At 64.5% G+C, this 12,244-nt stretch carries 9 protein-coding genes; 7 read left to right on the top strand and 2 right to left on the bottom strand.

What is annotated here, in order from left to right; all coding sequences use genetic code 11:
• Positions 1-3: 3 nt before the first annotated feature.
• The gene (locus BM193_RS26875) at positions 4-1,110 is read left to right on the top strand and encodes an S-(hydroxymethyl)glutathione dehydrogenase/class III alcohol dehydrogenase (protein WP_035824324.1); all 1,107 of its coding nucleotides are present in this window, start codon (positions 4-6) and stop codon (positions 1,108-1,110) included.
• A gap of 117 nt (positions 1,111-1,227) precedes the next feature.
• Positions 1,228-1,461, top strand: a complete 234-nt coding sequence (locus tag BM193_RS26870; RefSeq protein ID WP_092803900.1) for a hypothetical protein — start codon at positions 1,228-1,230, stop codon at positions 1,459-1,461.
• A 4-nt stretch (positions 1,462-1,465) separates the two neighbouring features.
• On the opposite strand, the gene BM193_RS26865 is transcribed toward BM193_RS26870, so the two are convergent.
• Positions 1,466-2,470: a GlxA family transcriptional regulator gene (locus tag BM193_RS26865; protein ID WP_092803903.1), complete on the bottom strand. Its 1,005-nt coding sequence runs from the start codon at positions 2,468-2,470 to the stop codon at positions 1,466-1,468.
• 115 nt (positions 2,471-2,585) lie between these two features.
• Here BM193_RS26865 and BM193_RS26860 point away from each other — a divergent pair, with 115 nt between their 5' ends.
• The 3 genes from BM193_RS26860 (at position 2,586) to BM193_RS26850 (ending at position 7,109) form a co-directional block, all read left to right on the top strand.
• Positions 2,586-5,741 (top strand): polymer-forming cytoskeletal protein, encoded by a 3,156-nt coding sequence (locus tag BM193_RS26860; protein ID WP_175533433.1) that lies wholly within the window; start codon positions 2,586-2,588, stop codon positions 5,739-5,741.
• Between the two features lie 97 nt (positions 5,742-5,838).
• Positions 5,839-6,540: a dienelactone hydrolase family protein gene (locus tag BM193_RS26855; RefSeq protein WP_092803909.1), complete on the top strand. Its 702-nt coding sequence runs from the start codon at positions 5,839-5,841 to the stop codon at positions 6,538-6,540.
• A gap of 152 nt (positions 6,541-6,692) precedes the next feature.
• Positions 6,693-7,109, top strand: a complete 417-nt coding sequence (locus BM193_RS26850) for an SRPBCC family protein (RefSeq protein WP_092803912.1) — start codon at positions 6,693-6,695, stop codon at positions 7,107-7,109.
• Positions 7,110-7,199: 90 nt separating this feature from the next.
• On the opposite strand, the gene BM193_RS26845 is transcribed toward BM193_RS26850, so the two are convergent.
• Positions 7,200-8,816 (bottom strand): M28 family peptidase, encoded by a 1,617-nt coding sequence (locus tag BM193_RS26845; protein WP_092803915.1) that lies wholly within the window; start codon positions 8,814-8,816, stop codon positions 7,200-7,202.
• Positions 8,817-8,952: 136 nt separating this feature from the next.
• On the opposite strand from BM193_RS26845, the gene BM193_RS26840 reads away from it, so the two are divergent.
• Together BM193_RS26840 and BM193_RS26835 are read left to right on the top strand one after the other, a co-directional pair.
• A complete protein-coding gene (locus BM193_RS26840) occupies positions 8,953-9,834 on the top strand; it encodes an alpha/beta fold hydrolase (protein ID WP_254786441.1) in 882 nt (293 codons plus the stop codon).
• A 200-nt stretch (positions 9,835-10,034) separates the two neighbouring features.
• The gene (locus tag BM193_RS26835) at positions 10,035-12,191 is read left to right on the top strand and encodes a DEAD/DEAH box helicase (RefSeq protein ID WP_092804083.1); all 2,157 of its coding nucleotides are present in this window, start codon (positions 10,035-10,037) and stop codon (positions 12,189-12,191) included.
• Positions 12,192-12,244 lie beyond the last annotated feature (53 nt).

Raw genomic sequence — 12,244 nt, 5'->3', positions numbered from 1 at the left:
CACATGAAAACCAAAGCCGCGATTGCCTGGAAGGCGGGCGCCCCGCTGACCATCGAAGAAGTCGACCTGGCCGGCCCGCGCGCCGGCGAAGTGCTGGTCGAGCTGAAAGCCACGGGCATCTGCCACACGGATTACTACACGCTCTCCGGCGCCGATCCGGAGGGTATCTTCCCCGCCATCCTCGGCCATGAAGGCGCCGGCGTCGTCGTCGACGTGGGCCCGGGCGTGACGACCCTGAAAAAGGATGACCACGTCATCCCCCTGTACACGCCGGAATGCCGCCAATGCAAATTCTGCCTGTCGCAAAAGACGAACCTGTGCCAGGCCATCCGCTCCACCCAGGGGCGCGGCCTGATGCCGGACGCCACCAGCCGTTTTTCGCTGAACGGCCAGCCGCTGTTCCACTACATGGGCACGTCCACCTTTTCCAATTACATCGTCGTGCCGGAAATCGCGCTCGCCAAGATCCGTGAAGACGCGCCGTTCGACAAGGTCTGCTACATCGGCTGCGGCGTGACGACGGGCGTGGGCGCCGTCTTGTTCTCGGCCAAGGTCGAGGCGGGCGCCAACGTGGCCGTGTTCGGCCTGGGCGGCATTGGCCTGAACGTGATCCAGGCGGCGAAGATGGTCGGCGCCGATAAAATCATCGGCATCGACATCAACCCGGCGCGCCAGGCCATCGCGCGCAAGTTCGGCATGACGCATTTCATCAATCCGAACGAGGTGGAGAACGTCGTCGACGCCATCGTGCAGCTGACGGACGGCGGCGCCGATTATTCGTTTGAATGCGTGGGCAACACCACGCTGATGCGCCAGGCGCTCGAGTGCACGCACAAGGGCTGGGGCAAGTCCTTCATCATCGGCGTGGCGGCGGCGGGCCAGGAAATTTCCACGCGGCCGTTCCAGCTGGTGACGGGACGCGAATGGCGCGGTTCGGCCTTCGGCGGGGCGCGGGGCCGCACGGACGTGCCGAAGATCGTCGACTGGTACATGGAAGGCAAGCTCAACATTGATGACCTGATCACGCACCGCTTGCCGCTCGAACGCATCAACGAAGGCTTCGACCTGATGAAGAGCGGCGAATCGATCCGTTCCGTGGTGCTCTATTAAGCGACGGTACTGTGTCCGTATTGCGCAACACTTGACGGCCACGGCAGGGCGGCAGGCTGTACTTCGGCCTGGACCCCTGCTAGTGTGAAGGCATCCGCCTTGCTTTGGGAGCCGTCCATGTTTGCCACTGCCTACCTCGCCACCTTGCGCCGCATGCTGCCCGTCTTCCTGGGCGCGGCCCTGTCTTCCCTGCTGGCCTTATGGTGGAGCAATGCCGCCATGCTGGCCACGCCCGCCATCTGGCTGGCGCTGCTGGCCACCTATCTGCTGTGCGCGCTGATGTTTACGCCGCTGGCCCGGCAGAACCGCCAACTGGCCACGCGCCACGTGCGTCACGGCAAGCTGCGCTGACCTCCTAGCGCGCCGTGCTGGAAAAGCGTTCGCGGTAGTCGCGCGGCGTGATGGCGAGTTTCTTTTGAAACAGGCGGCGCAGCCTTTCCTCGCTGTGCAAGCCCGCCTGCACGGCAACCTGTTTCAATGACGACACATTATCTTCCAGCAAGCGACGCGCCACTTCGAAGCGCGCCGTCTCGATGAATTCCGTGGGGCTGGTCCCCGTTTCGCGCTGGAACACGCGCGTAAAATTGCGCTCGCTCATGGCCAGCCTGGCCGCCAGCAGCGGTACAGTGAGCTCTTCTGTCAGGTGCTCCATGATCCAGCCCTGCAACTGGCGGATGGTGGGGTGCGTCGTCATCTGGCTCGACAGGTGCACGGAAAACTGCGACTGGCCACCGGGCCGCTTCAGGTACACCACCAGGTCGCGCGCCACTTCCAGCGCAATATCGCGGCTGAAATCGTCTTCCACCAGGGCCAGCGCCAGGTCGATGCCGGCCGTCACGCCGGCCGACGTCCAGAATTTTCCTTCCCGCACGAAAATCGCATCGGCATTGACCTGTATCAACGGATAGCGCTGGCGCAGGCTGTCCACGGCGCTCCAGTGCGTGGCCGCGCTCTTGCCATCGAGTACGCCCGCCTCGGCCAGGAAGAAACAGCCCGTGCACAGGGCCGCCAGGGTCCCGATGCGCGGCGCCGCTTCGGCCACCCAGGCGGCGAGGGCGGGGATGTCCTGCAGCACTTGCTCGACATGGTGGCAGCCGACGATCACGGCCAGGTCGGGCAGGCGGTGCGCATCGAGCGCCTTGCTGGCGTGCAGCGACATCAGGGTATCCGACTCGACGGGGCCGATGGCCGTCGAGGCGATGCGCATGTCATAGCCGCCAGGCAGATTGCGCAGGCGCAAATGCGTGTTGGCGTAATCAAATACTTTCATGGCGCCGATGGCTTCGAGCGCCTTGAAGCCCGGGTAGACGATGATATCGACGGTGCGCAGCGGGAATTCTTTGGGATTTTGCTTGATCATGCGATGTGCGCGAGGGTGAAAAATACTGCCATAATGCAACAACAGCGATGGCGTAGATTAGCATGGAAACATGCCCGCGGCCGCTGGCCTTTCACTCATCGGATTCCTGGATATCGTGCGCTTACTCCACATTTTGACTGCCTTGACATTGCTGCTGGGCTCATCCCTTGCCCACGCGGCCACGCTCAACTTCAACGGCGGCGCCGTTACGGGCTGCACCCTGGTCACTCCCCAGTACACTTGCGCCAGCTTGCAGATGGGCGATACGGACGCCGTCGTCATCGCCAGCGGCTACGGCGTCACGGTCAACAGCGATGTGAGCATCGGCTACAACCAGGGCTTGAGCATGAGCGGCACGGCATCGCTGACGGCCAACAAGAATCTCGACTTCAGCAACACCAATACGCCGAACCTGAAGATCACGGGCGGCAGTTTGACGGCCAAGGGCGGCAGCTTCAAAGTGGGCGGGCAAAGCAACAATGTCATCGTGGCCGATATCTCGGCGGCGTCCGTTTCCCTGGGCGGTACGCCCGTGCGGGTGACGGGCAATATCACGGCCACGGGCAATATCGACATTTCCTCCGGTTCTGTGCTGAACGGCGCCCTCAGCAGCAGCGGCGGCTCGATCAGCGCCAACTCCAACGTCACCATCAGCGGCAGCGTGAAGGCCAGCGGCAACGTCAGCATCGGTTCCAGTTCGACGATAACGGGGCCCGTCAGCGGCAACAGCGTCAGCACCAGTTCCAGCGTGACGATCACGGGCGACGTGACCGCCACCAATTCCTTCAGTCTCGGTTCGGGCAGCACCTTGAAGGGCACGACCAAGGCGCCCGTCGTCAGCATCGATGCGTCGAATAGCCAGGTGCAGGGCGATATCACGGCCAGCACCTCGCTCGTCGTCGGCTCGGGCAGCCAGGTCAAGGGCAACCTGACCTCGCCCACCATCGACCTGAAGGCGTCCGGCCTGCTCGTCACGGGCGACGTCAAGGCCTCCAATACGCTGACGATTGCCTCCGGCAATGGCGTCAAGGGCAATGTCGAGGGCGGCAACGTGACCCTCGATTCCTCCAATGCGTATATCACAGGCAATGCCCTGGTCGACCATATCACCCTGGGTTGGCAAGGCCGGGTGCAGCAAACCATTACTTGCAAGGCGTACACGCCGGCCAACCCGTGCAGCTGCGTGACGAATAACAGCGGCTGGGGCTTCAACGAGCCGCAGGGTCCGAAATGCGGCCCCAGCACGCAGGGCGGGCCGCATCACTTCCAGATCACGCATCCGCCCGCGGCGCTGACGTGCGCGGCGGCGCCCGTGACGGTAACGGCCTGTGCCGATGCCGCCTGCGGCAGCGTCTACACGGGCGCGGTGCAAGTGACCCTCGCGCCGGGCGGCGCCACGGCGCAGATCAACAGTACCCAGCCGCCGACGGGCATGGCGGCGTCCAGCGTGGCGCAAACGACGGCCGCCGGCAATGTGCCGCTGGGCCTGACCAGCACGCCGGCCACCACGGGCGCGCTGGTGTGCCGCAGCAGCATCGACAACAGCCTCACGAATTGCCAGATGGCTTTCGTGGCGAGCGCCCTGCAGGTCAGCGGCCTGCCGCGCTATGCGGAAGAGGCAGGGCGTATCGCCATCAGCGCCCTGCAGGCGTCGCCTTCGAATCCGCGCGCCTGCGTGCCCCTGTTTGCAAGCCAGAGCAAGACGCTGCAGCTGAGCTGCACCTATGCCAACCCCAACTCGGGAACCCTGCCGGCACGCGTGCAGAACCGGGCCGGCACCTACCTGCCACTGGCCGTGAATGCGGGCAGCGCCTGCAGCCCGGCGGGCGCCCAGGTACAGCTGGACTTCGATGCCGATGGCCAGGCCACGCCGAACATGCTGTATGCCGATGCGGGCGCGCTGAACCTGACGGCCACCTATACGTCGAGCAGCGGTAGCGACAGCGGCCTGACGATGACGGGCAGCGGCACGGTCATCGTGGGCCCCAAATACTTCACGTTCAGCGCCATTAAAACGCCGCAACAGGCGGGCGTCGCGGTCGTCCCGCTGGCGTTGGCGAGCAACATCACCGTCTCGGCCCTGGCGGCGGACGGCAAGACGGTGACGCGCAACTTTGGCCGCGAATCGCCGTCGCCAGCGGTGAGCTTGACCCCGACCGTGGTGGCGCCCACCTTTGACGGCGTCAACAAGCCCGCCGTGACGGGCAGCGTGGTGTTTAACAATGGCAATGGCATCGGCACGGCGAGCAATCTGAGCTGGCCGGAAACGGGCATGCTGCGGTTCACCGCCAGCACCGCCACCTACCTGGACGCCGCCTCGCCCGCCTTGCCTGCGACGGGCAGCAGTGACGTGGTGCAATACCTGCCGCACCATTACCTGACGCAGATCATCCCCCGTGGCACCGAGGACTGGCTGCCGCCAGCTGCGGGCGCGACACCATGCTTGAAGGCAATGAAATGCGTCGGCGCCGCCGCCGACGGGGTGTATGCCTATTCCGGACAGCCGTTCGGCTTGCGGGTGACGGCGCAGAACATGGCTGGCGCCACGACGCTCAACTTTGACGGCCGCGAGACGAGCTACATGGTGCCGGTGCAGCTGCAGGGCTGGGATGCCGCCAAAGGCAAGCAGCTGTTTCCGCCCGAGAAACCTGCCGGCAGCCGCCTGACGGATGGCAGCAGCGCGCAAAATACGCTCACCAGCATCGAGACCAAGCAGTTCAAGCAAGGCGTGGCCAATGTCGCCATCGCCTACCGCTTTCCTGGCGCCAATGGCGTGCCGGTGCAGATCGGGGCCACCGACGTGCTGCTGCGCGCATCAAGCAGTTATCAAGGCATTGACTCCACCTCGGAGGGAAGCGGCAATGAAGGCAAGCTGAGCATACTGGCGGGCCGCCTGATGGTGCCGCATGACTACGGTTCGGAGCGCTACCCGGTGCGCCTGGCCGTGCAGGTGCAATACTGGGACGGCAGCGCCTGGGTCGCCAATCTGGCCGACAGCATCAGCGCCTTCAGCAAGGCGCAGGTGCTCCTGGCCAATTGCAAGCAGGCACTGGTCTGCGATCCGAAGATGGTGGCCGATGGCACGTATACCGTCGACAAGGGCGTCTTGCCGCCGAATAAGCGCCTGGTGCTGCTGGCGCCAGGCGCCGGCCAGGTTGGCAGCGTCGACGTTTCCGTGCCCGGTTTTGTCCACCTGCCCAGCACGGTGGGTACCGTTGTCTTTGGCGTGTTCAAGTCCGGCCCCGTGATCTATCTGCGCGAGATGTATTGAGGCAGGGCAGGAGGGGGCAAGCGCAGACAGGACGAAAAACCAGTAACATGCCTGCCTGTGGCATTCCCCTCATTCCCTCATTCAGACTGGAGTTTCTATGAGCACAACTTCGCAGTGGATCGATATCGCCGGCCCGGACGGCACCTTCCAGGCGTACCTGGCCGTGCCGCATGTGGGCAAGGGCCCGGCCATCATCCTGTTGCAGGAAATTTTTGGCGTCAATGAACACATCCGCGCCGTCGCCGACCAGTACGCGGCCGATGGCTACGTGGTGCTGGTGCCGGACCTGTTCTGGCGCGCCGGCGCGCACATCGAGCTGGGCTACGACGAAGCGGGCTGGAAGCGCGCCGTCGAACTGATGCAGGCCACCGACAACGCCCACGCCGTCAGCGATATCGCCGCCACCATCGGCGTCCTGCGCGCGCGTCCGGAAGTGACGGCGGGCAAGCTCGCTTCGATCGGCTACTGCTTCGGCGGCCGCCTGTCGTACCAGACGGCCGCGGCCGGCCTGGTCGACGTGGCCATCGCCTATTACGGCGGCGGCATCCAGAACAAGCTGGACCTGGCCGACCAGATCCAGGTACCGCTGCTGATGCATTTCGGCGGCCATGACAGCCATATCCCGCCGGAAGCCGTGCAAAAGATCGCCGAGCGCTTCGAAGACCGCCAAGACGTGGAAATCCACCTGTATCCGGGCGCCGAGCACGGTTTCAACTGCACCCACCGCGACAGCTACCAGCAGCGCGCCGCCGCCCTGGCGCATGGCAATTCGCTGATTTTCCTCGCGGAAAATATGTAAGTGCGTTCCTCCAGCCCGGTCCGCCGCCGTTGTCCATGCCGATACGCGCCCAGCAGCAAAGCGGCATGGGCGCTAAAATAGCGGCTGTGCCGGGCAACTCCGGCCGGCCGGGCGCCGCGCCCGGCAAACCTGGATGAGGAACCGAATTAAAGATGGCCCAAGTAATTGTTTCTGTAACATTGGCGGCAAGTGCCGAACGCGTGTGGGATTTTATCGGCGGCTTCCAGTCGCTGGCTGAATGGTCGAGCTCGATCAAGACCAGCCTGTCCGAACACGGCGGCCGCGTGCGCCGCCTGAAAACCACGGACGGCGCCGTCATCGCCGAACGCCTGCAAAGCTACAGCGAAGCGGACAGGAGCTACAGCTACACCATCGTCTCCGGCCCCATCCCCGTCAAGAACTACCGCTCCACCCTGCGCGTCACGGGCGAGCCGGGCGCGAATACTTGCGTGGCGGAATGGTCGAGCGAGTTCGACGCGGCCGAAGGCGTGGAAGAAGTCATGGTGGGCGCGTTCCAGCACCTGTATGAAACGGCGTTTGTCGACCTGAAACGCATCATGGCCATTTGAATTGCCAAACCCCATAGCAAATAGCGGGGGCGGACCCTGAGGGGCCGACCCCGGCCTTTCTGCTTTGCGGGGTAAAACGTTGTTACCCCCCTAGCGTTTGACTTTGCCGAACGCCTCGCCCTTGTTCCACACCGGCAAATTCTTGTCATTCGCCACTTCATAGCCCAGGTTCAGGGTGAACTGCGCCTGCTGCACCATGCCCGACAGGTCCCATGACGGGTGGTACTCATCCGTCACCTGGTGGTAATCCTTTTTGAAGGCGACCAGGCGTTCGCTCGACGCTGCCGGTTCCTTGACGAAGTCGAACGAGCCGTCGCCGGAAAACACGGCCGAGCCCACGTTGAAGGCGGGCACCCCTGCCTTGGCAAACGCAAAATGGTCGGCGCGGTAAAAGGCGCCGGACAGGTCGGGGATGGTGGGCGCCAGGCGCAGGCCCATGCGCTTGGCCACCTTGGCGGCGCTCGCGTACAGGCTGCTGCGCTCGGCGCCGGCCACGCCGATGTCGTGCGTCTTGCCGACGAAGTTCATGCTGTCGAGGTTCAGGTCGGCGGCCGTCTTCGCCAGCGGCCACAATGGCGCGCGCGTGTAGGCGGTGCTGCCCAGCATGCCCGTCTCCTCGCCGGCCGGCCACAGGAAGATCTGCGTGCGGCGCGCCGGCTGTTTCACGGCCACCTGCGCCATGGCCAGCAGGGCCGCCGCGCCGGAGGCGTTGTCGATGGCGCCGTTGTAGATATGGTCGCTCTGGCCGGCGCGGGCGCTGCCTTCGTCATCCTTGCCCAGGTGGTCCCAGTGCGCGGAATAAATGACCGCTTCATCCTTCAGTGTCGGGTCCGTGCCGGGCACGATGCCGGCCACGTTGAATTGCTCGATGCTGCGGATCTGGCTGTCGAGCTGGACCTTGACGGTGGCGTTCAGGGGCACGGGGCGGAACTCGCGCGTTTCGGCCTGTGCGCGCAAGGCGTCCAGGTCTTGCCCCGCTTGCTGGAACAGCGCGCGCGCCATGTCTTCCTGCAGCCAGCCCTCCATGGCGTTGCCCGCGCCAGCCAGGCTGAAGCGTTCATGGCCGAAACCGTTGGCCGGCACCGACCACGGATACGAGGCAGACTCGGTCGTGTGGATCAGCAGCACGCCGGCCGCGCCCTGGCGCAGCGCTTCCTCGTACTTGTAGACCCAGCGGCCGTAGTAGGTGAGCGACTTGCCGGCAAAGCGCTGCGGTTCGCTTGCGGTCGGCTGCGGGTCGTTGACCATCATGATCACCAGCTTGCCCTTCAGGTCGACGCCCTTGAAATCGTCCCAGTTTTCCTCGGGCGCGCGGATGCCGTAGCCGGCAAACACGACGGGCGCATCGAACGCCACGTGTTCCTTGCCGTTGGATGCGCCGAAGACGATGTCCTTGCCGAAGGCGGGAGACAAGGTCTTGCCGCCCGCGCTGAAGGTGACGCTGCTCGATGGCAAGGCCTTGCTGCCGACGATGGTCAGCGCCTGGCGGTACGTGCCGTCGTGCAATGGCTGCAGGCCGGCCACGGCCGCCTGGGTTTCCAGGTAGCGCACGGCCAGGTCGCCGCCGCGCTGGCCCGTGCCGCGTCCTTCGAGCAAGTCGTCGGCCAGGAACGACAGATGGGCGCGCAGCGGCGCTTCGGCGACGAGGGGCTGGGCGATGGAAACCGTGCTGAGCAGGCTGGCGGCGAGGACGAGGGGAAAACGCATGACGACTCCAAAAGTGAATACGGGAAAGCAAAGCAGCGGCAATCTTACTCTAGCGCAGAGGTATGCGCGTAGCGCGCGGCGCGTCAGGGGCGATTGCGGCCACAATGGACGCTGGCCCACCGACAAGGAGCGTTCCATGCGCACCCCTGAATTGCAATCGAGTAATACCCTGTGTACCGCCGACGGCACCCTGATCTACTACAAGGACTGGGGCAGCGGCCCGCCCGTCGTCTTCAGCCATGGCTGGCCGCTGTCGTCCGATGCCTGGGAAGACCAGATGTTTTACCTGGCGTCGCGCGGCTACCGCGTCATCGCGCACGACCGTCGCGGCCATGGCCGCTCCAGCCAGCCCTTCGACGGCAACGACATGGATACCTACGCCGACGACCTGGCCGCGCTGATCGACGCGCTGGACTTGACGGGCGCCACCCTGGTGGGGCATTCGACGGGCGGCGGCGAAGTGGCGCGCTACATCGGCCGCCATGGCACGGACCGCCTGGCCGGCGCCGTGCTGGTGGGCGCCGTGCCGCCGCTGATGCTGCAGACGGCGGAAAACCCGCTGGGCTTGCCGCTCTCCGTTTTCGATGGCATCCGCGCCGGCGTGCAGGCCGACCGCAGCCAGTTTTTCCGCGACTTGAGCGAGGCCTTCTATGGCTACAACCGGCCCGGCGCGACACCGTCGCAGGGCGTGCGCGACAGTTTCTGGCGGCAAGGCATGCAGGCGGGCATGCCCGCGTCCTACCTGTGCATCAAGCAATTTTCCGAGACGGATTTCACAAGCGACCTGGCCAGATTCGACGTGCCGACCCTGGTGATCCATGGCGACGACGACCAGATCGTGCCGATCGCCGCCTCGGCGCGGCGCACGGCCGAGCTCATCATCGGCAGCAAGCTGCTCGTGTACGCGGGCGCGCCGCACGGCCTGGCGACGACGCACAAGGAGCGGCTGAACGCGGACTTGCTGGAGTTCCTGCGGCACTCGGTGGACGCCGCAAGTAATATCGAGGAACACCTGTAACACCGGCATAATTATTGCAAAAGGCATAATGTTGCTTGTCTTTTGCACCAATTGCGTGCGGATCGCCGATTTTTCTGCGTTGTGGGATGCAAAAAACGGCGTTCTGCCGCCGCGTTCCACCCGGTAAGGTCCAGTAAAGAGTAAACTAGCGGCTACACTCTTTCGCATTGGGCGATTCGAGCGAACTTGTGAGTGATTTCATGTCTGATACACCAATTTCCTTATTTTCCGACCTTAACCTGAGCGAGCCGCTGATTCGCGCGCTCAAGGATGTCGGTTACGAAACACCGTCGCCTATCCAGGCGGCGACGATTCCATTATTGCTCGCGAACCGCGACGTGCTGGGCCAGGCGCAAACAGGCACGGGCAAGACCGCCGCCTTCGCCTTGCCGATCCTGTCGCGCATCGATCTGAAACAAAGCTCACCCCAAGCCCTGGTCCTGGCACCGACGCGCGAACTGGCCATCCAGGTCGCCGAAGCGTTCCAGGTGTACGCCGCCCACATTCCCGGCTTCCACGTGCTGCCGATCTACGGCGGCCAAAGCTACGGCCCGCAGCTGTCGGCTCTGCGCCGCGGCGTGCACGTCGTCGTCGGCACGCCAGGCCGCGTCATCGATCACCTGGACAAGGGTTCGCTCGACCTGTCCAAGCTGAAGACCCTGGTGCTGGACGAAGCCGATGAAATGCTGCGCATGGGCTTTATCGACGACGTCGAACGCATCTTGCAAGAAACCCCGGAAGGCCATCAAACGGCCCTGTTCTCGGCCACCATGCCTTCCGTCATCAAGCGCATCGCCACCACCTACCTGGTGAACCCGGCCGAAGTGACGGTCGCCGCCAAGACAGGCACGGCCGACAACATCCGCCAGCGCTACTGGCTGGTGTCGGGCATGCACAAACTCGACGCGCTGACGCGCATCCTGGAAGCGGAAGCGTTTGACGGCATGATCATCTTCGCCCGCACCAAGCTGGGTACGGAAGAGCTGGCCAGCAAGCTGCAGGCGCGCGGCTTCTCGGCCGCCGCCATCAATGGCGACATCCAGCAGGCGCAGCGCGAGCGCACGATCCAGCAATTGAAAGACGGCAAGATCGACATCCTCGTCGCCACCGACGTGGCCGCCCGCGGCCTGGACGTCGAGCGCATCAGCCACGTCGTCAACTACGACGTGCCGCACGATCCGGAAAGCTACACCCACCGCATCGGCCGCACGGGCCGTGCCGGCCGCAGCGGCGAAGCGATCCTGTTCATCACCCCGCGTGAAAAGAACTTGCTCAAAGCCATCGAACGCTCGACCCGCCAGCCGATCGGCATGCTGGAACTGCCGACCATCCAGGCCGTCAACGACGTGCGCATCGCCAAGTTCAAGGAACAGATCAGCGAAACCCTGGCCCTGGGCGAACTGGAGCAGTTCCAGTCGCTGATCGAGGATTTCGAGCGCGAGAAAAACATTCCCGCCATAGAGATCGCCGCCGCCCTGGCGAAGATGGCGCGTGGCAATGTGCCGCTGCTGCTGGACAAGAACAAGGCGCGCGAGCAAACCACGTGGCAGGACGACCGTCCGGCGCGCCAGGACCGCTTCGACCGTCCCGAGCGCAACGAGCGTTTCGAGCGTAACGACCGCTTCGACCGCAACGAGCGCAGCGAGCGCCCGGCCTTCCCGAAAAAGGAGCGCATCCAGCGCCCGGCCGACGCCGGCATGCAAACCTTCCGCATTGAAGTGGGCCATCAGCATGGCGTCAAGCCAGGCAATATCGTCGGCGCCATCGCCAACGAAGCGGGCATCGATTCGAAAAACATCGGCCGCATCGAAATCTATGACGACTACAGCGTCCTGGACTTGCCGGACAGCATGCCGAAGGAATTGCTGGACCAGCTGAAAACCGTGTGGGTGGCGGGCCAGCAGCTGCGCATCAGCCGTGACGGCGACGCGCCGGACCTGGCGCCACCAGCCGCGCCGCGCAAGCCGTTCGCCGCCAAGTCCGCGCCAGCGTTCAAGGATGCGCCAGCCGACATGGGCGACGCACCGGCACCGCGCGCGCCGAAGAAGGAACGTCCACGTCCGGGCGTGACGGCCTACCGCATCGAAGTGGGCCGCGAGCACGCTGTGACGCCAAGCAACATCGTCGGCGCCATCGCCAACGAAGCGAACCTGGAAGCCAAGCATATCGGCCGCATCGATATCTTTGACAACTACAGCGTGCTGGACCTGCCGGAAGGCATGCCGCCGGAAATCCTCGACCACCTGAAATCGGTCGTGGTGTCGGGCCAGAAACTGCGCATCAGCCTCGACGATGGCACGACGGAGCGTAAACCTGCGCCACCGCGTCCGAAGGCGCCGCGTAAAACGTTCAAGTAAGTCGTCCCTTCGCAGGCGCCTCCCCGGCGCCTGTGTCGCGGATTGGAGACACA

The sequence above is a fragment of the Janthinobacterium sp. 344 genome (assembly GCF_900112025.1).
GTDB lineage: Bacteria > Pseudomonadota > Gammaproteobacteria > Burkholderiales > Burkholderiaceae_D > Janthinobacterium.
Note: the sequence above shows the minus strand (reverse complement) of the source record. Positions and strands in the feature narration are given on the sequence as shown.